This is a genomic window from Aeribacillus sp. FSL K6-8394 (assembly GCF_038008865.1).
GTDB lineage: Bacteria > Bacillota > Bacilli > Bacillales > Aeribacillaceae > Aeribacillus > Aeribacillus composti.
In genome coordinates, this window is the sequence record NZ_JBBPAA010000001.1 from 214,331 (window position 1) to 238,628 (window position 24,298).

General features: G+C 38.1%; 21 protein-coding genes and 3 pseudogenes. 19 read left to right on the plus strand and 5 right to left on the minus strand.

Annotated features, from left to right (window positions below; translation table 11 throughout):
- The first annotated feature begins 511 nt into the window (after window positions 1-511).
- The 9 genes from NSR00_RS17965 to treR all read left to right on the plus strand — a co-directional run bounded on the left by NSR00_RS17965 (window position 512) and on the right by treR (window position 8,456).
- Window positions 512-817, plus strand: a complete 306-nt coding sequence (locus NSR00_RS17965; protein ID WP_066248242.1) for a TIGR04104 family putative zinc finger protein — start codon at window positions 512-514, stop codon at window positions 815-817.
- Window positions 814-1,086: a hypothetical protein gene (locus NSR00_RS00990; protein WP_340786355.1), complete on the plus strand. Its 273-nt coding sequence runs from the start codon at window positions 814-816 to the stop codon at window positions 1,084-1,086. Before NSR00_RS17965 ends, NSR00_RS00990 begins: the two co-directional genes overlap by 4 nt.
- Before the next feature lie 662 nt (window positions 1,087-1,748).
- Window positions 1,749-2,126: a hypothetical protein gene (locus NSR00_RS00995; RefSeq protein WP_063387544.1), complete on the plus strand. Its 378-nt coding sequence runs from the start codon at window positions 1,749-1,751 to the stop codon at window positions 2,124-2,126.
- A gap of 525 nt (window positions 2,127-2,651) precedes the next feature.
- A complete protein-coding gene (locus NSR00_RS01000) occupies window positions 2,652-2,795 on the plus strand; it encodes a hypothetical protein (protein ID WP_235600428.1) in 144 nt (47 codons plus the stop codon).
- Window positions 2,796-3,167: 372 nt separating this feature from the next.
- Window positions 3,168-3,743 (plus strand): HXXEE domain-containing protein, encoded by a 576-nt coding sequence (locus NSR00_RS01005; RefSeq protein ID WP_340786358.1) that lies wholly within the window; start codon window positions 3,168-3,170, stop codon window positions 3,741-3,743.
- Between the two features lie 207 nt (window positions 3,744-3,950).
- Window positions 3,951-4,436, plus strand: a complete 486-nt coding sequence (locus tag NSR00_RS01010; protein WP_063386461.1) for a PTS sugar transporter subunit IIA — start codon at window positions 3,951-3,953, stop codon at window positions 4,434-4,436.
- A gap of 31 nt (window positions 4,437-4,467) precedes the next feature.
- The gene (gene treP / locus NSR00_RS01015; RefSeq protein ID WP_340786361.1) at window positions 4,468-5,883 is read left to right on the plus strand and encodes a PTS system trehalose-specific EIIBC component; all 1,416 of its coding nucleotides are present in this window, start codon (window positions 4,468-4,470) and stop codon (window positions 5,881-5,883) included.
- A gap of 117 nt (window positions 5,884-6,000) precedes the next feature.
- Entirely contained in the window at window positions 6,001-7,686 is a 1,686-nt protein-coding gene (gene treC, locus NSR00_RS01020; protein WP_340786364.1) for an alpha,alpha-phosphotrehalase, read from the plus strand.
- 23 nt (window positions 7,687-7,709) lie between these two features.
- A complete protein-coding gene (gene treR / locus NSR00_RS01025) occupies window positions 7,710-8,456 on the plus strand; it encodes a trehalose operon repressor (protein ID WP_144598512.1) in 747 nt (248 codons plus the stop codon).
- Window positions 8,457-8,684: 228 nt separating this feature from the next.
- Here treR and NSR00_RS01030 read toward each other — a convergent pair whose 3' ends face one another.
- Entirely contained in the window at window positions 8,685-8,906 is a 222-nt protein-coding gene (locus tag NSR00_RS01030; protein ID WP_340786369.1) for an immunity 22 family protein, read from the minus strand.
- Between the two features lie 461 nt (window positions 8,907-9,367).
- Here NSR00_RS01030 and NSR00_RS01035 point away from each other — a divergent pair, with 461 nt between their 5' ends.
- The 4 genes from NSR00_RS01035 to NSR00_RS01050 all read left to right on the plus strand — a co-directional run bounded on the left by NSR00_RS01035 (window position 9,368) and on the right by NSR00_RS01050 (window position 14,454).
- Window positions 9,368-10,366, plus strand: a complete 999-nt coding sequence (locus tag NSR00_RS01035) for a LacI family DNA-binding transcriptional regulator (RefSeq protein WP_066249868.1) — start codon at window positions 9,368-9,370, stop codon at window positions 10,364-10,366.
- A 96-nt stretch (window positions 10,367-10,462) separates the two neighbouring features.
- On the plus strand, window positions 10,463-11,905 hold the full coding sequence (locus NSR00_RS01040; protein WP_340786373.1) for a sucrose-specific PTS transporter subunit IIBC: 1,443 nt from the start codon (window positions 10,463-10,465) through the stop codon (window positions 11,903-11,905).
- 79 nt (window positions 11,906-11,984) lie between these two features.
- Window positions 11,985-13,466 (plus strand): glycoside hydrolase family 32 protein, encoded by a 1,482-nt coding sequence (locus NSR00_RS01045; protein WP_340786375.1) that lies wholly within the window; start codon window positions 11,985-11,987, stop codon window positions 13,464-13,466.
- A gap of 16 nt (window positions 13,467-13,482) precedes the next feature.
- Complete coding sequence (locus NSR00_RS01050) at window positions 13,483-14,454, plus strand: carbohydrate kinase family protein (protein ID WP_340786377.1); 972 nt, start codon at window positions 13,483-13,485, stop codon at window positions 14,452-14,454.
- A 289-nt stretch (window positions 14,455-14,743) separates the two neighbouring features.
- Here the strand turns inward: NSR00_RS01050 and NSR00_RS01055 are convergent.
- Together NSR00_RS01055 and NSR00_RS01060 are read right to left on the minus strand one after the other, a co-directional pair.
- Window positions 14,744-14,875: pseudogene (locus NSR00_RS01055) on the minus strand (AAA family ATPase); the annotation flags it as partial.
- Window positions 14,875-15,438 (minus strand): biotin transporter BioY, encoded by a 564-nt coding sequence (locus NSR00_RS01060; RefSeq protein WP_063386449.1) that lies wholly within the window; start codon window positions 15,436-15,438, stop codon window positions 14,875-14,877. The pseudogene NSR00_RS01055 and the gene NSR00_RS01060, both read right to left, overlap by 1 nt.
- 891 nt (window positions 15,439-16,329) lie before the next feature.
- On the opposite strand from NSR00_RS01060, the gene NSR00_RS01065 reads away from it, so the two are divergent.
- The 6 genes and pseudogenes from NSR00_RS01065 to NSR00_RS01095 all read left to right on the plus strand — a co-directional run bounded on the left by NSR00_RS01065 (window position 16,330) and on the right by NSR00_RS01095 (window position 23,241).
- Window positions 16,330-17,322: a permease gene (locus NSR00_RS01065; RefSeq protein WP_340786379.1), complete on the plus strand. Its 993-nt coding sequence runs from the start codon at window positions 16,330-16,332 to the stop codon at window positions 17,320-17,322.
- Window positions 17,323-17,336: 14 nt separating this feature from the next.
- The gene (locus NSR00_RS01070; RefSeq protein ID WP_340786381.1) at window positions 17,337-18,251 is read left to right on the plus strand and encodes a TIGR03943 family putative permease subunit; all 915 of its coding nucleotides are present in this window, start codon (window positions 17,337-17,339) and stop codon (window positions 18,249-18,251) included.
- A gap of 740 nt (window positions 18,252-18,991) precedes the next feature.
- The gene (locus tag NSR00_RS01075; RefSeq protein ID WP_340786383.1) at window positions 18,992-19,516 is read left to right on the plus strand and encodes a GrpB family protein; all 525 of its coding nucleotides are present in this window, start codon (window positions 18,992-18,994) and stop codon (window positions 19,514-19,516) included.
- A gap of 241 nt (window positions 19,517-19,757) precedes the next feature.
- A complete protein-coding gene (locus NSR00_RS01080) occupies window positions 19,758-20,591 on the plus strand; it encodes a nucleotidyltransferase domain-containing protein (protein ID WP_100660515.1) in 834 nt (277 codons plus the stop codon).
- A 148-nt stretch (window positions 20,592-20,739) separates the two neighbouring features.
- Entirely contained in the window at window positions 20,740-21,330 is a 591-nt protein-coding gene (locus tag NSR00_RS01090; RefSeq protein ID WP_100660514.1) for a GrpB family protein, read from the plus strand.
- Window positions 21,331-22,361: 1,031 nt separating this feature from the next.
- Window positions 22,362-23,241 (plus strand): annotated as a pseudogene (locus NSR00_RS01095) (IS982-like element ISGth1 family transposase).
- 224 nt (window positions 23,242-23,465) lie between these two features.
- On the opposite strand, the pseudogene rpsN reads toward NSR00_RS01095, so the two are convergent.
- Both rpsN and dcd read right to left on the minus strand, forming a co-directional pair.
- A pseudogene (gene rpsN, locus NSR00_RS01100) lies at window positions 23,466-23,711 on the minus strand (30S ribosomal protein S14).
- A 44-nt stretch (window positions 23,712-23,755) separates the two neighbouring features.
- Window positions 23,756-24,298, minus strand: a complete 543-nt coding sequence (gene dcd / locus NSR00_RS01105; RefSeq protein ID WP_066249898.1) for a dCTP deaminase — start codon at window positions 24,296-24,298, stop codon at window positions 23,756-23,758.

A 24,298-nucleotide genomic window follows, 5' to 3' on the forward strand; every position in this document is an offset into this window, starting at 1 on the left:
TCCATAAATATTTACTCTACTTTATCATATTTTTCATGTTCCGAACTTATTCATTGCAACGCGAAACATATCGATCCCATTAATTTTAAATTCAGCTTAACAGTAAAGTCCGCGTTTGATCCTAATTATTTTGTTCGAACTTTCGATAATATTTGCTTAATCCTTCTTTTTAACAAATCCTTTTGACTCATAAAAAATATCTTTTTCATGCTATTATTACTCTTTTCACCTAAAGATCGGCATTGATCATTCTTGATTATTTGCAATATTCCTCTTTTTCATCTTAATACATACACTTATTATTTATTATATGCCGATAATAAGTGTAATTTCTGCCTTTATTTTCACACATAATATCCAAACATTTCACTCATGAAAACATGATACACTCCACGGATTTGTAACAGGTTACATCAGTGTAAAATAAAAGCTATTCTCTAAAAGATTGTTGTTATCAATCATAGAGAAATATATATCATATGGTAAAATAAAGTAAAAAAGGGTAGTTTCAATGGGATTGCCAAAATGTTGTAAATGTAACCATCCATTTAGTTGGAGAAACATATTTTGTGCTTCGTTCAAATTTAGCCAAGAAATAAAGTGCCCTAAGTGTGGAACAAAAATGTATCCAACAATGAAATCAAGACAAAAAATGGGTATAGCAACTTTTGTACCATTGGTCATATCTTTTGCATTACAGGTATTTGGGCTTCCATTCAAGTTTACTATGTTGATATTTTTGTTGTTGTCAGTTTTGGGTATGATATTGCTGCCATTTTTATATTCGTTTGTCGATCATGAGGAGCCCCTTTGGTGAAAAAGGACGTATTGTTAAAGCTGATGATAAAAGGGTTTTTGCGTAATCTTGATGATAGGGAGGAGTTTTATGGAGAATATTTGTGTGTAAAGTTTTTAGCTTCTCATCTTAATTCAATAATCCCGATTTTTCATCAAAAGGACCTCAGAACCGGTACCCCCGTATCGCCTGAAAAAAAATCCTCGCATATAACTATAGTGTCAATGAGAGAAGCTGTCGTTTACGATTACGAGAAGAAGATATATGAAAGAGGAATGAATATTTTCTAATAATATAAGGAAATTGAGGATCGAAAACAGTTCAGAAATCTATTCAATCTCTCAACTGCTCCTTCGAAATTAATGAGGAAGTAGGTTGCATCTATTTAAGCGATGCCTTTCAAAAACGAAAGAGAGTTTTTCCGAAATTTCTATTTTTTTTTGAGGAAGACGAAAAGACATTCGGACTGTTAACGAGGACATCGTTTGATCTCTACCGATTAGTAAGAGCAAAAAAGGGATAGAAACACAAAGTACGTTATGAAAAAATCTCTACTCAACATCTTCTGAACTTGCGCAAAAAGAAGTATGGTTAAAGATTACAAATAATCATTTGATCGTATTAAATGATCAATAAGCGAAACATCGTTGTTAAATTATGAAACGCAACAAAAGACAATCGTTCGAAAAACCGAAAATGGAAAAATCAGCGAAAATTATTCTGAAATAATGTGATAGATTCTTAATAGATCAACAAAAAGTATCTATAACCGCTCTTGCGAATGTAGAGAGTGTCGAACTTTCTCTATTTGAGAGAGACATTGCTTAAAGTGTTTTTAAACATCATACTCCAATTACCATGTGAATACATGAAAGTTGATGCGAATTATATCGAAATGACCGCAATATGGTATAATAATAGTTATATTTATAATGAAGAAAGGAGCATACCGATGGCTGAAATTACAAATGAAATGATTTTGCAAGCGATTAAAGAACTGGCTGAGCAGCTAAAAAACCATTCAGAAGAAACGAATAACCGGTTTGAACAAATTAACCAACGGTTTGCACAAATTGACCAACGGTTTGAGCAAATTGATCGGCGGTTTGAACAAATTGACCAACGATTTGAACAAACCGATCAGCAGTTTGAACAAACGAAGCAGCAATTGGTCGAAATCAATGAGCGGCTCGACCAAGTTGAACAAAAGATCGAGGAGATGGACAAACAGCTCACTGATGTAGCAAACGGTCAAAAAATTCTTGTGGAAGAGTTGTTTGAAAATAAGAAAGAAATCAAGCGAGTCAAAAATATTTTAAACATATATTAACCGCACTGATCTATTAAGTGTTTTTTTTTGGACAAAACCGTTAGATAAAAACAAAATGATGTCTGAAATTAGCTTTTCGCCTCCCTGTTTTCTTCAAAATAATGTCCAAACTTCTTCGCCGTTTTCTATTTAGCTTTATTCATTCCTATTATTATCCAATTAATACTATCCCCGTTTTTAACACATAATCCCCGGAATAGGATCTGGCTTGTGCTGTCTACAGTGTGAGAAAAAAGGCGCAAGAAAGGATAAGTCCCCATTCAAAAAACAGCGGCTGTCTCAATCGGTTTAACGGCCATTGCGGCAGCCTCGTTATGCTTTCACCTTATTGATTAATTTTTATTATAAATGCAATAATTTTTTCTATCAGCGAAAGCAAAGACTGACATTAGTTTTAAGCGCCTCAGGCTTTTTACTTTCGGTACTTTCCATTCTTCACTGTTCGAAAACCTATTTACAACAAAGCAAATTTTTCCTATAATTATAACTAACTAATTAGTTAGTTATAAAAAAAGGGGGTTCTTGTTGGCTGTAAAAAAAGGCGAGGCGAGTAAGAGAAAGTTATTTCTATGCCAGAAGAGCTTTTTACGAAAAAAGGGTTTTCAAAGTACCAAAAGAAGTGAATTTGTTGCAAACGAAAGCTTAACACAAGCTGCGTTTCAAAAGTAAGGAAGATATCTTTCAACAAATATTTCAAAATTTTGATCACAGTTAATAAAACTAAGGGATGTTGGAAAAATCTGTTGAACTATCGCTATCGGATGTCAAAACTTTTGTAACCAACATGTTTATCAAATTGTTTACTTTTTTAGAAAAAACAAATCAGACAAGGAGACAGTGATCAGATTCGAATAAGATTGATATGTTCAATAACAAGCGATTCGGAATTGTAAAAGAAAAAATTGACACAGGGTGGCAGCAGAGGCCATCGCTGCTATTATAGAACGATTGGTACATCGATATTTATTAACAGGAGAAAAAGTAAAGTAGGACAGATGTTTTTGAGCGGAATTCAAAATCGTTCGAAAAGCGGTGATTGAGATGGTATTAGATTGGTTGGATTCTCAACTTCATTTGATTAGCGTGCTTTGGTTATTTCCCATTTTGTTTATGTTTCATGATTTCGAAGAGATTCTTACGGTAGAGAAGTGGACCAAACAGAACAAAGAACAAGTTCTTGCGGTTTTACCTAAATCAATACGAAAATATTTTTATAGCAGCTTTCAGATGACAACTGTTCAATTTGCGAACGATGTATTTTGGATTTTCCATACCATTACAACAGCAACATGTTTAGCCGTCATTTTCTCTTTTTACTATATTTTTTTAATGTTACTGTTTATCTTTTTTGCCCATGTGTTCACACATTTAGGGCAAGCACTCTATCTAAGGAAATACACTCCTGGTGTAATCACTTCCATCTTTCTAGTGCTACCCTATTCTTCATATACCTACTATCGATTGATGAAAGAACAAGTCATAAGCGGAACAGATATATTGTGGAGTATAATTGGAGCAATCATCATCGTACCAATATTATTTCTGTTTCTAGTGAATGGAAGAAATAAAGCTACAAAAAAAGTTGAGGAAGATGGTGCCGACAAGAATTTTTTGTAATGTAAGATAAATAGGGTATCTCTGTAATGGAATTTCAAATAGGGGGGATGCATTCTCTTTTTGAGAATGGCTCCAATAAATATAGTACTTTTTCAGTGGCTATCATGTAACCGAGCCACTTTTTTATTGACAAACTTGTATATACAGGTTAAAATAAAAGCATCTTGTATATACAAGTTTTGAAAGCGGTTAAAAGGAGAGTTCACAATGTTAAAAAAATGGTTTCGAAAAAAAGAGGAAACGCTCTTAGCACCTTTAACCGGAAAAATAGTCGAGATCGAACAAGTTCCTGATCCAGCATTTTCCCAAAAGCTCATGGGGGATGGAGTGGCTATTGATCCTGCAGACGGAATTGTCGTTTCGCCGGTCAATGGGGAAGTTATTCAATTTTTCCATACGAAGCATGCGATTGGTATTCGTTCTGAGACGGGACTGGAGCTATTGATCCACATCGGTTTAGACACCGTTATGATGAACGGTGAAGGATTTGTTGGACATGTGAAGGTCGGTGACAAAGTCAAGGCGGGCGACAGTTTACTGACATTCGATCTTGCATTGATCAAAGAAAAAGCAGCAAGCACGATCACACCGATTGTCATCACCAATATGGATGCCGTTCAATCACTCGAAAAGAAGTCGCTCGAAAGCGTGCAGGCAGGAACGGATTCATTTATGGTTGTCGTAGCCAAATAACACTTGTTTTGTAAACGATGGGGGGATCATCATGAATATCAGCAAACAATCAGTTGAAAAGATTGTTGAGTCTGTTGGAGGAAAAGAGAATATTGTAGCGGCAACACATTGTGTTACCCGGTTAAGATTTGCATTAAAGGATGAGGGAAAAGTAGATAAAGAGGCTTTGGAAAGCATTGATCTCGTCAAAGGCTCCTTTTCGGCAAACGGTCAATTTCAAGTCGTGATTGGACAAGGGCTTGTCGATAAAGTGTACAACGAAATGGTGGAGTTGACGGGGATTGGCCGTGCGACAAAGCAAGAGATTAAAGATGCGGCGGAAGCGAAGCTAAACCCTCTTCAGCGTGCGATTAAAACATTAGCTGATATTTTTATACCGATTTTGCCGGCGATTGTGACAGCAGGTTTGTTGATGGGAATTAATAATATCCTGACAGGCCAAGATATTTTTTATGAAGGCAAATCATTTGTGGAAGTGCATAAAGAGTGGGCCGATCTTGCCAGCATTATTAACTTAATTGCCAATACGGCGTTCGTCTTTCTGCCAGGTTTAATCGGTTGGTCAGCGGTAACGAAATTCGGCGGCAGTCCATTGCTTGGTATTGTGCTAGGCTTAATGCTTGTTCACCCAGATTTGTTAAACGCATGGGGCTGGGGAGCAGCGAAAGAAGAAGGAAACATTCCTGTATGGAATTTGTTCGGATTGGATGTTCAAAAGGTAGGATATCAGGGTCAAGTATTGCCTGTGCTAGTGGCATCGTACGTGCTGGCGAAAACAGAGCTGTTTTGGCGCAAACGAATTCCCGATGCGTTTCAGTTGCTGTTAGTCGCTCCGCTTTCGCTGCTATTTACCGGTTTTTTAGCGTTTATTGCGATCGGACCGATTACATTTGCAATCGGCAACGGGATTACAAGTGTATTTGTTTCAGTGTTTCATAATGTTCCAGCAATTGGCGGGCTTCTATATGGAGCGATATATGCCCCTCTTGTTGTCACGGGGATGCATCATACGTTCTTGCCGGTTGATTTGCAGCTGATCACCAACACTGGCGGAACATTTTTATGGCCGATTCTCGTTCTTTCTAATATCGCTCAAGGTTCGGCGGCGTTAGCCATGATGTTTTTAGCAAAAGATGAAAAACTGAAAGGGCTGTCATTCACATCTGCCGTTTCAGCTTATTTGGGTATCACGGAACCGGCCATGTTTGGAGTGAATTTACGCTACCGTTATCCATTTATTTCTGCGATGATAGGAGCAGCAATTGGCGGAATGTTCATTACGCTTAATAAAGTGATCGCATTTTCTATTGGTGTTGGCGGTCTTCCTGGGTTTTTATCAATCGTTCAGCAAAAATGGGCACCGTTTTTCATTGGAATGGCGATCGCGATTGTGCTGCCGTTTGCCCTAACATTTGTGTTAGGAAAAATTCGCAAAGATCATAATTAATAGAACTGTGTTCTAAGTAATAAATATGAATAATCAAAGATTCATACCATTGGTGAATGACCGCCAATGGTATCGTTTTTCCCGATAGTCTCAAAATTATAAACGAGGTGATATTCATTGAAGCAGCCATGGTGGAAAAAAGCCGTTGTTTATCAAATTTATCCGAAAAGCTTTAAAGACACGACGGGAAATGGAATAGGAGATTTGCAAGGGATTATCGAGAAATTAGACTATTTAAAGACATTAGGGATTGACGTCATTTGGCTGACGCCTATTTATGCTTCGCCGCAGCGAGATAACGGCTATGATATTAGTGATTATTTTAGCATTCATCAAGATTATGGAACAATGGAGGATTTCGAGCGTTTGCTTGCTGAAGCCCATCGGCGCGGTATCAAAGTGATAATGGACATGGTCGTAAACCATACCTCGACCGATCATGAGTGGTTTCAGCAGGCTCGTTCGTCAAAAGAAAACCGCTACCGACATTTTTATATTTGGAAGGATGCCAAACCAGACGGCAGTGCCCCAACAAACTGGAAATCCAAATTTGGCGGATCGGCTTGGGAGTATGATGAGCAAACGGGACAATATTATCTGCACTTGTTTGATGTAACTCAGGCGGACTTAAATTGGGAAAATGAAGAGCTGCGCAAAACGATTTATGAAATGATGCATTTTTGGTTTCAAAAGGGAATTGATGGCTTTCGCTTAGATGTCATTAATTTGATTTCGAAAGATCAACGTTTTCTCGATGATGACGAATCCCTGCCATTGGGTGACGGCCGCCGATTTTATACAGACGGTCCGCGCATCCATGAGTTTTTGCAGGAAATGAATAGGGAAGTATTTTCTAAATATGATATTATGACAGTCGGTGAGATGTCATCGACCACCATTGACCATTGCATTCAATATACTAATCCAGCACGGAACGAATTGAATATGACGTTTAACTTCCACCATTTAAAGGTAGACTACCCAAATGGTGAAAAATGGGTGGCAGCTCCATTCGATTTTCTGGCTCTAAAACGAATTTTATCTACTTGGCAAGTGGAGATGAATAAAGGCGGAGGCTGGAATGCGCTCTTCTGGTGCAACCATGACCAACCGAGAATTGTGTCGCGCTATGGCAATGATGGAGCATATCATAAAGAATCGGCGAAGATGCTGGCAACAGTTATTCATATGATGCAAGGAACACCATATATTTACCAAGGTGAAGAAATTGGCATGACCAACCCGAAGTTTGAGCGAATTGAAGAATACCGAGATGTGGAAACATTAAATATGTATAAAATTTTGCTTGAGCAAGGAAAAACAGAAGCAGAGGTGCTTGAAATTTTAAAATGTAAATCGCGCGATAATTCACGGACACCTATGCAATGGGACGACAGTCCGCATGCCGGATTCACAACTGGGACTCCTTGGATTCATGTCGCGCCGAATTTTAGAGAGATTAATGTAAAAAAAGCATTAGAGGATCCAACATCGATTTTTTACCATTACAAACGTTTGATTGAATTGCGAAAGAACTATGACATTATTACAACAGGAAACTATCAGCTATTGTTAGAGGATCATCCGCAAATTTTTGCTTATGTGCGCAATGGAGATGGTGAAAAGCTTCTAGTAGTGGCCAACTTTTTTGGCGGCCAAACAGAATTTGTTTTGCCGAATGAGCTTGATATAAACGGATATACATGCCGTATCCTGCTTTCCAACTATAATGACTCTTCTGAACATGTACAAGAAATCAAGTTGCGTCCATATGAAGCGATTGTGTATCATTTAACAAAATGATACTATACAATTCGGTGATGACTATGAAGGAAAATAAATTTATGGCGATTTACAACGACCTTTTGCTTCATATTCGCAAAGGCATTTTTCAGCCGAACGAAAAGCTGCCTTCTGAAAATGAATTGTCCCAGCGGTATCAAACATCGCGTGAGACGATTCGCAAAGCGCTCAATCTTTTATCAGAGCATGGCTATATTCAAAAAATAAAAGGAAAAGGTTCGATTGTGTTAGATGTAGGAAAATATGATTTTCCTGTCTCTGGACTTGTCAGCTTTAAAGAATTGGCGCAAAAAATGAACAAGCCGGCAAGAACGATCGTACATGAACTGGAATTGATCGAGCCTGATGAATATATTAAAAGACAATTGGAAACCGAAAATAAGGAAAAAGTTTGGAAAGTGATTCGTGCTAGGGAAATAGAAGAAGAGAAAATTATTTTAGACAAGGACTTTCTTTGCCAAAAATTCGTTCCAACATTGACGCGCGGCATTTGTGAAAATTCGATTTATGAATATGTCGAAAATGAATTAAAGCTTCGCATTAGCTTTGCGAAAAAAGAAATGTTTGTCGACCGAGTGACAGCTGAGGATCAAAAATATATGGATTTAAACGGCTACGAGCATGTAGTAGTGGTGAAAAATTTTGTCTACTTAGAAGATGCGAGCTTGTTTCAGTATACCGAATCGAGACATCGGCTCGATAAATTTCGGTTTGTTGATTTTGCGCGGCGTACTCATCACCCGGGGATGTCCGATAAGTCCTTAAAATGAAGCCAGTGGAGAAAAACGAGTTGTTTTTCTCCACTCAGCTTGTAGACTTGGTTGACAAACTGACCTTGAAAGAGTGTCGAACACTCATTCAAGGTGTTTATAATTACTTATATTGCACGGCTCCTAGAAATCTAAACTGATGTTTTTCATTGACATTTCCATTATATTGAAAGTTATAAAGTAAAAGAACTGAGTTCGCTTCTTGATTTAAACGATCACCGCAAAACTCTATAAATTTTGAATTTTCTCCTCATCATAAGAAAAGCCTTCAAGTAGATCACGTAAATCATTCGATGGCTCATCATAGAATTCTATTTCTCTAAAATCTTCATTGTAGTAATCAATGTTAAAGTCTTTTTCAAATTCGGAAGGTAGTAAATCTCCATCTTCTTTAGTGAGAGCGCCACCTTGACAGGGTAGAGGTCGCGCACTTCGCCCAGTCGGAATCATCGAGATGAAAAGTCATAAATCCTTGAGATAAGGGCATTGACCTATTTAATGTTCAAAAGTTGAGAGTCGATCGAGTAGTGGAAACAAAAGATTGATTATTGAATCACCCGCCAAAGTGATGGAAAGGTGCGTAAAAATGTTAGGGGAAAGTAATGGAATGGCGTTTAAAAGTGATTGAATCCCTAGCCAAAGTGATGGGAAAGTGCTTAAAAGTGATTGAATCCCTAGCCAAAGTGATGGGAAAGATCCCAGAAGTGATTTAAATCCCCAGCAAAAGTGGAGGAATCAATCGATCCTAGAAGTAACCTATCAAATTTGCAGCAATCGGTGAATGACCGAGTGCTTTATTATTCGGAGCACAGGATTTTAAATCTCGAATGCTTATTTTGTTACCCCATGCATTAAAAATGGGTTTAATATTATAATAAAAAAAGAGAACTCATTTTTGAGGTGGACTAGGAATGAATAAAACTATTGCAGATATAGCAAAAATTTCGGGAGTTTCCAAAAGCACTGTATCTCGCTACTTAAATGGTGGATCTGTTAGTGAAGCAACAAAAAGAAAAATTGAACTTGCCATTAAAGAAACAGGATATACACCTAATCCTTTTGCACAAAGTTTAAAGGCTAAGAAAACATATTTTATTGGAACGATTGTTCCGCGATTAGATTCCTATGCAGCATCGCATACTTTAATTGGGATTGATGAACAATTAAAAGAGTTGAATTTCCAATTATTAATATCCAATACGAATCAGCAAATTGAACGTGAAATTGAAACGATTTATAGCCTGGCTAGTCAAAAAGTTGCGGGAATTATTTTACTTGCTACTCAAATTACACAAGTACATTTAGAGGCATTTGAAAAGGTGAACATCCCGATTCTTCTTGTTGGTCAAGAACATCCTGATGTACATAGTCTGATTCATAATGATTTGGAAGCAGGCTATGCAATTGGAAAATATGTATTAGAGAAAGGGCATCGAAAAATTGCTTACTTAGGTGTTACCGAAAAGGATGTAGCAGTTGGAGTAAGAAGAAAGGAAGGATTTAAAAGGGCAATAGCAGAAGCGGAAGGATGTGAGGTTCGTTATTTTGAAACAGGTTTTAATATGTTTGCTGCTCAACAAAGAGTAACAGAAATGCTAGAAGGATTTCAGCCGACTTGCATTGTGTGTGCAACGGATAATATTGCTCTTGGTGCTTTAAGGGCAGCACAATTAAAAGGATTGAGCATTCCAAAGGATGTTTCTATTACGGGTTTTGGAGGATATGATGTGACGGAAATTATTCACCCAGGGCTAACAACAGTAAAATTGTTTTTTAAAGAGGCTGGAAAGATGGCAGCGCAAAACATTGTAAAGCTTGTCAATGAGGAGTCAGTTCCAAAAAGAACATTATCAAAATATGAAATTATTGAACGAGAAAGCGTTGACAGCATCATTCCTAATGACTTATAATCAGATTGGAACCGGTCCCATTTCATAAAGTTTGGAACCGGTTCCTAAATCGTGAAAAATGGAACCGGTTCCGCTAAATAAATGGGGGAGGAAGCTATGAAATACGATCAAATCGCAAAAGAAATTTTAGAAGCTCTTGGTGGAAAAGATAATATTTCTGCTGCAGCTCACTGTGCGACACGTTTACGTCTAGTTTTAAATGATGAAAGTAAAATAAATCAAGAAGCGCTTGACAAAATGGACGATGTAAAAGGAACTTTTTCAACGGGTGGACAGTTCCAAATTATTTTAGGGTCAGGTACAGTTAACAAAGTTTATCAAGAATTGACCAAATTAACTGGACTTCAAGAAATGTCTACAAAAGATGTGAAAGATGCTGGAGCGAAAAATTTAAATCCAATTCAACGTTTAGTGAAGCTACTTTCTGATATTTTCGTTCCGATTATTCCTGCCATTGTTGCTGGCGGTCTTTTAATGGGAATTAATAACGTATTAACGGCAAAGGATCTATTTATTGAAGGTAAGTCCCTCATTGATGCATATCCAGAAATAGCGGACTTAGCAGCACTTATTAATACATTTGCCAATGCGGCATTTGTCTTTTTACCAATTTTAATTGGTTTCTCCGCTACACAGCGCTTTGGTGGTAACCCGTACTTAGGAGCTACTTTAGGTATGTTAATGGTTCACCCTGATTTATTAAATGGTTGGGGATATGGTAGCGCCTTAGCGAACGGTGAAATTCCAGTTTGGAGTATTTTCGGATTTGAAATTGAAAAAGTCGGTTATCAAGGGACCGTATTACCTGTATTAGCAGCATCCTTTATTTTAGCGAAAACAGAACAATTCTTACGCAAATATATTCCGTCTGCACTTGATAACTTATTAACGCCATTATTAACGATTTTTATTACAGGCATTTTAACGTTTACAGCAGTAGGACCTATTACTCGTTCTGCAGGTAACTTATTAACAGACGGACTTGTTTGGTTATATGATACTACGGGACTCATTGGTGGTGCGTTATTCGGTTTAGTTTATGCCCCAATCGTTATTACAGGTATGCATCATAGCTTTATTGCAGTTGAAACACAATTGTTAGCAGAATTTGCTAAAACAGGTGGTTCGTTTATTTTCCCTGTTGCAGCTATGTCAAACGTAGCTCAAGGTGCAGCAACATTAGCTGTTTTTATGATTATTAATGATAAGAAAATTAAAGGTATTGCGTCCGCAGCTGGTATTTCGGCTCTTTTAGGAATTACAGAGCCTTCTATGTTTGGTGTAAACTTGAAGCTTCGTTATCCATTTATTGGTGCTATTACAGGTGCAGCTGTATCAGCCGCATTTATTACGATCTTTAAAGTAAAAGCTGTTGCGCTTGGAGCAGCTGGTTTACCAGGTATTATTTCAATTCGTCCAGATTCCATAGTTCCATACGTAATTGGAATGGTTATTTCATTCATCGTTGCATTCGTAACAACCATCATTTTAGCGAAACGTGCAGCGAAAAAAGAACAAGCAGCAGAAAAAGCATCTTAATAAAGTAAATATTGGGGTCTGATCCTTAAAAAGAGGTCAGGCCCTGTGTTTACATCGTGAAGGAGTTTGAGGTTTAAAGATGGAATGGACGAGAAAACAACGGTATCGCCGAATCGAAGAAGCGACAAAAGAAGAATTGAATGCATTAAAAGAAAAAGTCAACAAAAGCATTTGGCGTCAGAAATTTCATATTCAACCAGTAACGGGTCTTTTAAATGATCCAAATGGTTTTTCTTATTTTAACGGAGAATATCACTTGTTTTATCAATGGTTTCCACTAGGTCCTGTTCATGGATTAAAATATTGGTATCACACAAAATCAAAAGATCTTGTCAATTGGCAAAATGTCGGAATTGGTATTAAGCCGAACGATTATTTTGATTCTCACGGAGCTTATTCAGGTAGTGCTATTTGTCATGACGGTAAGCTCCATTTAATGTATACAGGAAATACAAGAGATGAAAATTGGGTTCGTCATCCATATCAGTGCTTAGCGGTAATGAATGAAAATGGACGTATTGAAAAATTACAAGAGCCGGTTATTAAAGAAGTTCCAAAAGGTTATACCGATCATTATCGCGATCCGAAAGTTTGGAAGGAAAATGACACATTTTATGCTGTTATCGGGGCACAGAGGGAAAACAAAACAGGTTGTATTGTTCTTTATTCATCACCTGATTTAAAAAATTGGACATTTGAAGGTGAGGTTCAAACAAACTTAAAGGAATTTGGATTTATGTGGGAATGTCCCGATTATTTTGAACTAGATGGAAAAGGTGTGCTGATCTTCTCACCACAAGGGTTAGAGCCAAAGGGAGATCAATTTCAAAATATCTATCAATCCGGTTATCTTTTAGGGAAAACACTAGATTTAAAGACAAAAGTTTTTGAACACGGTGAGTTTGTTGAGTTAGACCGTGGATTTGACTTTTATGCACCACAAACGACAATTGACCATAAGGGACGTCGCCTTTTAGTCGGGTGGATGGGTCTTCCCGAAATCGAGTATCCAACTGATAAGGATGGATGGGCTCATTGTTTAACATTACCGAGAGAGTTGACCGTTCAAAATGGAAAGCTTATTCAGTGTCCTGTAAAAGAACTAGAAGCATTACGACAAGATTCGGTAAATGTGAAAGATATTCTCGATGATGAGAAAAAAATGTATGAAGGATTCAATGGGACGACGTATGAACTTATTTGTGAATTTACGAACATGGAAGCAGATGAAGTCGGGATTGAATTCCGGTCATGTAATGATGAAAAAACGGTCATCTCCTATAACAGAAAGGAACAAAAGGTGACCTTAGACCGTACCCATTCAGGCGAGGTTCCAGCTAAAGAATATGGAACAACAAGAAAGTGCAGCGTTGAAGGGGATACGTTAAAGCTTCATCTGTTTGTTGATACGTCTTCTGTCGAAATTTTTATCAATGACGGCGTTGAAGTATTTACGAGCCGAATTTTTCCAAGACCTGAAAGCACAGATATTCGCTTCTTTGCACGAAACGGAAAAGTTACATTAGACACAACGAAATATAACTTATCCACTATGAATTAAAAGGGAGGTGTAGACAATGGGGCGCTTATTTTCAATTGGTGAAGTGTTAATTGATTTTATTCCAATGCAAAAAGGCAAAGCATTAAAGGATGTTCAATCTTTTAAACGTGCACCTGGGGGAGCCCCAGCAAACGTTGCAGCAGCTGTTGCGAGATTTGGAGCAGAATCTGCAATGATTACAAAGCTTGGAATGGATGCCTTTAGTGACTTTTTAATTGAAGAGTTACAAAAAATCGGTGTGAAAACAGATAAAATAAAGCGAACAAATGAAGCGAATACAGGATTAGCATTTGTTTCACTGCGCGATGATGGTGAACGTGATTTTTCCTTCTATCGCAATCCTTCTGCAGATCTTTTGCTTTCAGAAGATGAAATTGAAGAAAGTTGGTTTGCCAAAGGAGATATTTTACATTTTTGCTCCGTCGATCTAGTCGAAAGCCCAATGAAAAAAGCCCATGAAAAAGCAATTCGACTTGTTAAAGAAAATGGGGGAATCATTAGCTTTGATCCCAACGTTCGCCTTCCACTATGGAACAGTGCAGAGGATTGTCGACAAACGATTTTAGAATTTATTCCGAAAGCACATATCATCAAAATTTCCGATGAAGAATTAGCGTTTATCACAGGAATCACTAATGAAAAAGAGGCGATTGAAAACTTATTCACAGGTGATGTAAAAGCCGTTATTTACACAAAAGGAGCTAATGGAGCTGACCTTTACACGAAGAATGCCAAATATGAATCAACTGGTTTCAAAGTTGAGGTTCAGGATACTACAGGTGCAGGAGATGCCTTTATCGGTGGCTTTTTATATAAACTACTCGAAAAAGAAGTAAACCATGATAACTTAATAGATGTATTAAATAAGCACCATCAAGAAATCCTCACCTTTGCCAATGCAAGCGGTGCGATCACAACAACAGGAAAAGGTGCCATTTCGTCCTTACCGACAAAAGAAGAAATCCTTAACTTCATTTCATGTAAATAAAAACATATTAAGATTAGTAGCACAGACCACGGTCAAGGTCTGTGCTGCTATTTTTTTAGTAGAAGTGGAGAAAAAGTCGTGACAGCCTAAAGAACGATAGGTTCGCAATGAAAAACTGGCCTACTTCACGGATCTTATAAGAATCAGATTTAATATGTTGGATCCATGAGATCGTGGATAAGAAAAGGGAATCATTAAGGTTATATGAAGGCTTCTACAAATAATGGAGGAGGAATGTTTATGCAAAGTGTCATTGCCTTTGATGTTAGTAGGGGAAAGAGCTATATCATACACCTGTTTGAATGGGTTTAAATATTTTTGTTTTCACTCCCATTTCTTTCAATACCAGAAATAGAATGGAAGTGACAATCGTTTTGCCAATTTCTGTTCCGGTCCCTGTGATAAAAATCGCTTTTCCCATTAAGATGCAACTCCTTGTTTATGAATCAAAAAGTTCGTCCGTGGAAGAATCTGCGCTGCGATGATGGAACATAGGATACATAAGAAAATATCTCCCGGTATAGGAATCACAAAACCAAATAATAATGTTTGAGCAATCGTTAACGACTTATCGAAAATAAATTTCATTGCTGCATATAACCAAAGACAGCCAAGAAGATACACTACAAGAAGGCAGGCGAAATTAGCGAGAAAAATAGAAAATGTTTTTACCAATTGAAATCTCTTAATCAACCAGCCATTGACGTATGCTCCTAACACAAAACCTAGTAAATAACCAAATGTAGGTTTAAAAATGTAACTTGGACCTCCTCCTTCCGCAAAAACAGGCGCACCTGCCAGTCCAATCAAAACGTAAACAAGCTGGCTTAACATTCCGAGTTTTGGGCCTAACAAACACCCAGCTAAATAAACAGATACAATTTGCAGCGTAAATGGGACATATGGAATAGGGATTTTAATAAACCCACCGATCGCCGTTAACGCCGCAAAAAGAGCAATTAACACCATCGACTTGATTTTCATGTTTTTCCTCCTAATACAATATTTGTTTTTTATTATGCAAGAAGAATGATAGAAATGTCAACATAAAATTTTATTTGGTTAACATATTAAAAGGAAGGAGGTTAATGAAGGGAACTTTGCCAGCTATAACAGCAATCATCGAAAGACCGATTTTGTCATTGAAGCATGAAGTTTTTTCGGTCCAGACCCGGATAATGTTGACTTTTAATAGATAGATATAAGCGATTCAAAATCAATCGGGAGCTGCAGCACATTCTTTCTTACACGGCGAATTATTCCGCCCGCTGCTTCCGGATTAAAAGAGCACAAGCTTATTATGGTATAAACCGTGAAGCAAAGAAAAACGGCATCACTGAAATTGGTACCCGCACTTTCGAAAAACGTTTGGGTGCCATTTTTTTTAGCGCACGAAAGATGTAGCATTTCTGCAAGAGATTTCATTCATCTCCTTCAGTCACGTTCAAGATCTAATCGAACAAGCGGTCGATGATTTCAGTTTATAATCAAGAAAGTTCTTGTTCATGTTTATGAATTACTGTTTCGCAATCCTTTAAACACCATCTCTTTTGCAGTGTCCGGTTTGCAAGACGGATAGTTTTCTGGAGAAGGATGAGTTCAAGTAAAAACAACAAAGTTCGTCGTTTCAGAAGGGTAAACAGATATTTATGAGCAGTCGGGAAACTCAAGGAGTAATTATAAAAATGTGTAGAAAAATTTTACAAAAGTTTGCTGCATTTTCTTTAATTGCAAATTGCCTTTATTAAACATAGTTTGGTAAGGGCTATTTTTTTCCACTTTGACAACTGTTAATTGGTATGTTAAAAGATAAACAGGCATATAGAAAATAAGAATCATTCTGTTTTATTAATAACAATGTTAGGAGAATGAACGATGGAAAATGCAGGGAAGCAGATTGGAAAAGATGTTGCCGGTACGGCCCTATTTGGCGGGATTTTATTGCTGTTTTTATTCGGGGATCGTCTTATTGATCCGAGTTTCATTCCAAAAGAAGTTTTAAATGTAAGTACGTTGTTTTTAAGCATTATTTTAGAGGCCATCCCATTTATTTTACTTGGTGTATTTGCATCAGCGCTCATTCAAACATTTGTTTCAGAAGATACGCTCAAACGCTTCATTCCGAAGCACCCGATTCTCGCTCTCGTTCCCGCCGCAATTGTTGGCGCATTTTTACCTATTTGCGAATGTGCGATTGTTCCGGTCGTGCGAAGACTTGTTTTAAAGGGAATGCCGCTACATTTAGGCGTCGTTATCATGGTGACGGCACCTATTTTAAATCCGGTTGTGTTTGCCTCTACATATTACGCTTTTCAAACCAATATGGATGTCGTTTATGCCCGAATGGGACTAGCTTTTGTCGCTTCGATCGTTATCGGTGCAATCATTTATTTCTTTTTTCGCACTAGCTTACCATTAAAAAAACAGCATCATTTGCATGAACATCATCATCATTCAAAAAATCGCTGGCTTGAAACACTTTTGCACGCCAGTGATGAGTTTTTCGATGTGGGGCGCTATTTAATTGTTGGTGCGCTTGTTGCAAGTATTTTTCAAGCTGGTTTTGATCGAACGACGCTGCTGGAAATCGGAGGAGATCAGGCTGTAGCACCTGCAGTCATGATGGGATTAGCGTACATTCTCTCATTATGTTCTGAAGCGGATGCATTTGTCGCAGCTTCGTTCGGTTCAACGTTTACGATCGGTTCTCTTGTTGCCTTCCTTGTTTACGGTCCGATGATCGACTTAAAAAATACGTTTATGCTGTTTGCCTATTTTAAACCGAAATTTGTAGCTGTATTCATTTTCGTAGTAACGGTTGTGATTTATGGCAGTATCATTCTTCTGCAATCATTAAACATTTTATAGAGGGAGGGAGACGTATGCGTTCTTTTCATATGTTCATTCGAGGGATTATATTAGCAGGATATGCGCTATTGCTTTTTAAGCTTTTATTGACTTCTCAATTAGCGAATTATGTATCGCCGAAAATGCATCCATTTATATATTTTGCGTTATTTGTGCTGCTTATATTAGGAGGAATGCAAATATTGCGGAGCGGCATGAATACGTCGGAGAGTCATTGTCATTGCGATGGAGAACATCATATGCCGAAGACGCCTGCTAGTACGGTGTTTATTTATTCGCTCTTTTTGTTGCCAGTAATGATCGGATTAATGCTGTCCAATCATGTGTTGGACAGTTCTGTCGCTTCGAAACGAGGCGTCCAATTCGGTGCACAGCCATTAGCGGAGAGTTCCAATTCGCAGATTCAAACGGAAGAGAAAGATTTAGTAGAGGAATATTTGCGTGATCCAGAAGGTTATATGAAAAAGGTAGACGAGCGAGTAAATGAGATTTTGCAAGAGGACAATTCGGCTGTTCAAAGTACAGAAAAGGAAAATGAGCGGTTGAAAAACGATTTAATCGGAACGGATAAAATTGTTGTGACAGATGAAAAATATATTTCTACCATTAATATGATTAGCGAAAATGTCGAACAATTAATTGGAAAAAGAGTCGAAATTACGGGCTTTGTTTTTCGCGAACGAGATTTTCGTTCGAATCAACTCGTTGTGGCTCGTTTTGGTGTTACATGTTGTATCGCCGATGCGAGTGTTTACGGCATGCTGGTGGAGGGAGAAAATGTTGCGAAGCTGAAGGATGACACTTGGATTAAAGTAACAGGTACCATTCATAAAACAACGTATCATCAAACAACCATTCCAGTCATTGAACAACCCGCTATAGAAATGATCGAGGTACCAGACCAACCGTACGTTTATGAAGAATACTAACTGACAAAAGGGTTCGATGTCTGGCATGTTCCCAAGTTTGTTGAAGAATGGTAGGCTAAAAGAAAAAGAGAGCCTTTTGTTCCCATGTCTCTGTCAAGTAGACAGTGAAAAAAGAGTATATTAAGTGCACATCTCCCTGTTAAGAAGACTGTGAAAAAAAGAGTGTAATAAGCTGCGGTCTTTTCTCGGAATTCAACCGGGGAAAGGCCGTTAAATTTTTCTTAAAACTATTCGTGATTAACTCATCAATCGCTAGATATGCTTGTCCTAATGGTTTTGAATGTAACTTCTCCGTTTTCAAATCTCTACTAATCGCGCTCCTTCAGCTGTTATGAGTTTAACTTTTCATGCGCCGTTATACATTTCATCAGCACAAAATACTTCAGCAGAAGGAACAACAAAAATTTCGCAGCTCAAATGGTCAAAAAGGGAACTAAGTTTAAGTCCAAGTAAAGCATAAAGATTTACAATATTCATTTTGATGCGGAAGAGGTTTATACTTAGAAGAGAGTGGAGGAAGCAGAAAAATTTCGTGAGCTGCTATTTTTTTCAAGGGGACTGCAAAAAAGTTAAAAATAATGAGGATCACCAATCTTTTTAAACTGCAGAAATGTTGTCAAGCTCTCATGGAAGAGGAGAAGTTTTACATAATTTGTGCTGTCGCGAGGCGAGATGAATTGGTTCCCCTTTATCATGTTTATGTTCAATTATAAAAAGTAAATCTAATTGATCGGTGACATATGAGAAAAACGATAATACTTCCGTGGACAGAAGAGTGGGAAAAATCGTATAAAAAAGAAGCGAAAATACTTAAAGCTATTTTTAAAGATGAAATCGTTGATATATTCCATATAGGAAGCACGTCTATCCCGACAATCGGCTACGCAAAACCAATTATCGATATTTTGATTGTTGTTAAAGATATTGAAAAGGTTGATTTATACAATGAAAAAATGAAGGAATTGGGATATGAAGCGAGAGGGGAAAATGGGATATCTGGTAGAAGATACTTCCCAAAAGGACAAGATAACCGAACACACCATGTACATATTTATCAAATTGGCCACGAAAATATTGAAAAACATTTGCTTTTTAAAGAATACATGATAAAAAATCTAGATGAAGCTAAAAAATATGGTGAATTAAAAATGAAATTAGCAAAACAGTTTCCAGATCATACTCATCAATATCAAAAGGGGAAAGAATCGTTTGTCAATGAGATGGTTGAAAAATCTCTCAAATGGGCATCAAAAAATAATAAATAAAGAAAAAGAAACTCGGTCAAGCAATTGTTGTCTAGGCAAAAAACAAAATATACTTATTATGAAATTGTTTTGTTGGCCAAAATTTTGGAGAAGACTAAAACAAATTGGTTGCAAGCCCTTAAGCTATTTCTTTCTTGCAAGATGCCTTATTACCATTTATGTATTATATTTTATGAGGTATAATGGAAAAAGATTTGATGGGAATTTTATGGAAGGTCATTGACGAAAGGTGCGGGCTTGGATGGTCAATCATATGATTCAATCAGTAGCAGAAAAGTTATCCTGTCTTCCTTTTATTGAAGGCGTTGTGTTGGGGGGCTCTCGTGCAAGGGGGACTCATGAAGAGGATTCGGATATTGATATCGGTATCTATTACAACGCAGAATTATTTGATCTCAATGCGATGAACCAGGTTGCTGCAGAATTGGACGACGAGCGTAGAAGCAACCTTGTTTTCCCTCCCGGAGCATGGGGGAAGTGGGTGAATGGAGGCGGGTGGCTGGTCATCAACGGGTATCATGTCGATTTCATTTTACGTGATATCAAACGTGTGGAACAAATCATCAAAGAAACCGAGCAAGGAATGGTCACTGCCGATTATCAGACCGGGCATCCCCATGGTTATATCAGTGCCATGTATCGGGGGGAATTGGCGATCAGCAAAATACTATATGCGAAGGATGAAACCTTCTGCCAATTAAAAAAACGGGCAGAAACTTATCCCGCTGCCTTGCGGAAAAGTTTAATTGACTTTTTTATGTTTGAAGCAGAATTTTCTTTATTGTTTGTAAAGAAAAATGTAAAAGCAAATGATAAATATTATATTGTAGGCCATGTTTTTCGTATGATTTCATGTTTAAATCAAGTAATATTTGCATGCAATCATGCTTATTGCATTAACGAAAAGAAGGCAATCAAGCTGATTGAAACATTTGAGCATAAACCTGAGAACTATGCGCAAAAGGTGAATCGCATTTTTGAACTACTTGGTTCTTCGCTTATGGAATGCTGCGACATGACGGAGAAGCTTTACAATGAAGTGAAACAACTTGTATCGGAGATAAATCACTGTTGAGATGAGGGGAAGAATGCTGAAGTCCGATGGTAATTTGATGTTTACGGTTGAACATCTTGTTTTTACTGCTGATGGAACATAAGACTGGATCATCATGAGTGATCGCTTCAGTCTGTCCCCTCAACAATAAACAGCAAAGGAGTGTGGCATGATGCGATTGGAAAATCGCTTTACACCTAGGAGTGATGAGGAACTCCAGAAGCTTACGGTGGGTGAACTGAAACCGCACAATGCACCGATTACTCTTGTCGAATACGATCCGCGTTGGCCTGAATTGTTTGAACGGGAAGCAAAACGGATTCGTTCCGTACTCGGCAGCAAAGCATTGCAAATCGAACATGTTGGCTCAACTTCGGTGCCAGGACTTTGTGCCAAGCCAATCATTGATATGCTGCTGGTTGTGGAGGATTCTGCAGACGAGCCATCATATGTTCCGGCATTGGAAGCAGCTGGCTATCGACTGCGAATTCGAGAACCTGAATGGTTCGAGCATCGTTTATTTAAAGGACCGGATACTGACATTAACTTATATGTGTTCAGCAAGGGAACGTCTGAAATCGATAAAATGTTACGATTTCGAGATTGGTTGCGCTCGAACGAGAGCGACCGTGACAAATATGCGCAAGTGAAGCGAAGTTTGGCAAAGAATAAATGGCGGCACGTTCAGCACTATGCAGATGCGAAAACATCAATCGTGCAGGAAATCTTAGCACGGACGAACGATTCAAATGCTAAATAAGAAGAAAAGGTGATCTTCTAAAATTTGAGTTGTTTCTATGAACAGACAAGTTCTCGAAAATGAGAAAAAACCATTGCTATGTTCCCGCAAACGCAATGTTTAAGAGATAATCCATTAGCTCGTGCCACGTTGAGTTTGTGGCGAAGATCCGTGAGGTAAGGAACGTGGGGCGGCTTGTCCGGCCCTGTTATTCATTTATTTCAATCCATTGCTAACGATCCTTAATTGTACCAACTGCCGTGGCGCTAGTATATTTATTAAAATCATCGGTGGCTGCTGTTTTGTTAAGTGCAATGGAAGGGGAAAAGGGTTTTTGCGCATGCTCATGCGCCTTGAGCTTAATGAGAGAAGACAGCGGCTAAAGAAGCCTAGCACAAAAAGGGCGTTTCTAGACGGAATATGCACTATTGTTTCGTCCATCAACAGTAGACACCAAACGTTTTGTTCGTGTTTCATGAGTGTGGGTACGATGTTTCGCTGGATTGTGTCCGAACTATTTTCTTCGCCTTTCATCATATGAAGATCTCGTTCCTCTTATGAGGCTGAATAGTTGCAACATCTATTATCCAATATATATAAACTTACAAAAAGGGGTTGTATGTAATAAAGAAAAGAAAAAGGGGAAAGAACTATTCTGTTTCCGATCACATCTTTGCAATAACTGTTGTATTCTTCATGTGCTTAGCTATTATTTCATTTCCTTTCCTGCTTTTTTATGCAGTCATGCATCTTATTTCGTTGACAATTGATGTGCGTATTCATTCACTTGGAACCTTCTCTTCGCTCAAAATTATCCTGACATTTTTTATAACGACTGTAGTCACCACAGGGATGGTAGGTACGATTTTTTCGATTATCTTGAAGCGTTCGAAAGGAATGTTTGGTTTTCTTTCCGAAGCGCTTTTGATGCTTGCTTTCTTCTATCTTTATACCCGTGGTGCTAGATAAAATCAGACAAGCATAAAAATAGCCCTTGCATGAGGATCTCCTTAAAATGAAAGTGCGACCAAACATTTAAAAGGAGAATTCACATGCAAGAGCACTTTCATTTTACAACAGATCGAGCCAAACTTCAAAAACAATATGTATCGATTTTGTGTTTTGTATCAGCTCAACTATCGAGTATCCAGATTCATCTTCAACGTCGAAATCTTCATTTGTTGAAACAGAAGGACGAGGTCATCATCGCCGTCCATGTCCTTGGAAAGTTGTTAGGCTTCACTTCCGAACGGGCTTGGCACCGGTTTGTGATCGGGAATTTGTTTTCCAAGGACTTGTTCCCTGAACGTTCTCGATACAACCGTCGCTGCCGAGCGCTTGGCTTTGCGATCAAGTGGATGCGGCACCAGCTGGCCAAGCGTGGACAACACCATGCGTATGCGGTCGTGGACAGTTTGCCGATCGAGCTGTGTCATTCAGCTCGAATGTATCGCGCCAAACGGTTTCGTGGAATTGCGGATATTGGCTATTGTGCTTCCAAAAGGATCACTTTTCTATGGGTTGAAACTTCACCTGCAGGTCACCGACCAAGGGCTTCCGATGGGATATGTTGTCACCGAAGCGTCTTGTCACGACCGGGTGGCCGCTGAAACCGTCATGACGCAAATTCCACATCCATATAACCTAGGTGACAAAGGGTACATCAGCCAAAAACTGCAAAAGAAGCTGTACGAAGAGCATAGAGTCGCTTTTTGGACGCCCGTTCGAAAAAATCAGCGAATTCTCCAATCCGACGCATGGAAACAGTGGATGAAACGAAAACGCAAAGTGATTGAAACCGTGTTTTCGATTTTAGTCGATTCGTATCGGATCACCGAGATTCGAGCGAACTCGGTTTCTGGATTTGAAACGGCACTGGATGGTATTTTACTGGCTTACTCCCTTGTTGTTCTTGGGCTAGTTGAGCGTTAAGACTCAACTAGCACCACGGGTTATTATATTATATATGTTCAGAATAAATTTGATCTCGCCAACAAAAAAGTTCTTTATGAAAATCAACTCCAATTTTTATTTATAAAAAAGCATAAGGAAATAAAGAGCTCAATTTTGCTTACGCTTGCTCTTATTTCCTCAGACTATTAGACATTGGTGAAATATTTTTGACTCAAATTCTTGAAAATTAGCTGCCAGCTTGCTTATTTGATGCCTGGAATTTGTCCTTTGTAGGCTAACCCACAGAATGCAATATGCGACAGCTTAAATTTACGGAGATAACCTCTTGGCCTTCCGGTAATTTCACAACGATTTTTTAGACGGATAGGGGGGAGCTTTTGAAGTGCTTCATAGTCCTCTTTCTACTTTAGCTCTCGTCTTAGCTCAGCATATTTAACAACGAATTCTTGTCTTTTTCTTTCTTTCGCTATTTTTGATTTTTTAGCCAATGTTCGTCCTTCCTGTCATATCATTTATTATTGAAAATTCCTCATTATTGCGTGACATCATCGTCTTGAAAAATTCGGCTTTCTGTCGCTCCTTTTTGAAATAGATATTTTCCGCTGTATGGTTTTGCTTCTTGATCAACTTTAGAAATGATAATCTGACAAATTCTTCTTCCTATCGTTAATTCAATCGGTAGGCGATTCGCGTTAAACAGTTCCAACGTGATTTGTCCTTTAAATCCCGGGTCAACCCAACCGGCATTTTGAATAAATAGCCCTAAGCGGCCGATCGAGCTTCTTCCTTCTACAAAAGCAGTAAGATTTTCCGGTAGCTCGATGGTTTCTATAGTAGTAGCAAGCAAGAAAGAGAAGGGGGGAATGACAATTTTCTCGTTTTCAGCCACTACTTCTTTATATTTCGCTTTCGCCTCTAATGATAGATGAGCATTGGTGTGTTCATCCATCACAAGAAAATGATTTCCAAGGCGCAAATCTACTGAAGCAGGTTGAATTTGCTCTTTTGTTAAAGGATCAATGACCAATTCTTTATGTTGAATTTTCTCAAGAATAGTTTTTCCAGATAAAATCAT

What these genes read in the sequence shown, in the direction of transcription:
- NSR00_RS01065 (WP_340786379.1), top strand. Translation starts at nt 16,330, where the DNA reads ATGGAAAATGCAGGGAAGCAGATTGGAAAAGATGTTGCCGGTACGGCC.
- NSR00_RS01060 (WP_063386449.1), bottom strand. Translation starts at nt 15,438, where the DNA reads ATGAAAATCAAGTCGATGGTGTTAATTGCTCTTTTTGCGGCGTTAACG.
- NSR00_RS01070 (WP_340786381.1), top strand. Translation starts at nt 17,337, where the DNA reads ATGCGTTCTTTTCATATGTTCATTCGAGGGATTATATTAGCAGGATAT.
- NSR00_RS01035 (WP_066249868.1), top strand. Translation starts at nt 9,368, where the DNA reads ATGAATAAAACTATTGCAGATATAGCAAAAATTTCGGGAGTTTCCAAA.
- NSR00_RS01040 (WP_340786373.1), top strand. Translation starts at nt 10,463, where the DNA reads ATGAAATACGATCAAATCGCAAAAGAAATTTTAGAAGCTCTTGGTGGA.
- NSR00_RS01010 (WP_063386461.1), top strand. Translation starts at nt 3,951, where the DNA reads ATGTTAAAAAAATGGTTTCGAAAAAAAGAGGAAACGCTCTTAGCACCT.
- NSR00_RS01050 (WP_340786377.1), top strand. Translation starts at nt 13,483, where the DNA reads ATGGGGCGCTTATTTTCAATTGGTGAAGTGTTAATTGATTTTATTCCA.
- NSR00_RS01090 (WP_100660514.1), top strand. Translation starts at nt 20,740, where the DNA reads ATGATGCGATTGGAAAATCGCTTTACACCTAGGAGTGATGAGGAACTC.
- NSR00_RS01030 (WP_340786369.1), bottom strand. Translation starts at nt 8,906, where the DNA reads ATGATTCCGACTGGGCGAAGTGCGCGACCTCTACCCTGTCAAGGTGGC.
- dcd (WP_066249898.1), bottom strand. Translation starts at nt 24,298, where the DNA reads ATGATTTTATCTGGAAAAACTATTCTTGAGAAAATTCAACATAAAGAA.
- NSR00_RS00995 (WP_063387544.1), top strand. Translation starts at nt 1,749, where the DNA reads ATGGCTGAAATTACAAATGAAATGATTTTGCAAGCGATTAAAGAACTG.
- NSR00_RS01005 (WP_340786358.1), top strand. Translation starts at nt 3,168, where the DNA reads ATGGTATTAGATTGGTTGGATTCTCAACTTCATTTGATTAGCGTGCTT.
- NSR00_RS01080 (WP_100660515.1), top strand. Translation starts at nt 19,758, where the DNA reads ATGGTCAATCATATGATTCAATCAGTAGCAGAAAAGTTATCCTGTCTT.
- NSR00_RS01045 (WP_340786375.1), top strand. Translation starts at nt 11,985, where the DNA reads ATGGAATGGACGAGAAAACAACGGTATCGCCGAATCGAAGAAGCGACA.
- NSR00_RS17965 (WP_066248242.1), top strand. Translation starts at nt 512, where the DNA reads ATGGGATTGCCAAAATGTTGTAAATGTAACCATCCATTTAGTTGGAGA.
- treR (WP_144598512.1), top strand. Translation starts at nt 7,710, where the DNA reads ATGAAGGAAAATAAATTTATGGCGATTTACAACGACCTTTTGCTTCAT.
- treP (WP_340786361.1), top strand. Translation starts at nt 4,468, where the DNA reads ATGAATATCAGCAAACAATCAGTTGAAAAGATTGTTGAGTCTGTTGGA.
- NSR00_RS01075 (WP_340786383.1), top strand. Translation starts at nt 18,992, where the DNA reads ATGAGAAAAACGATAATACTTCCGTGGACAGAAGAGTGGGAAAAATCG.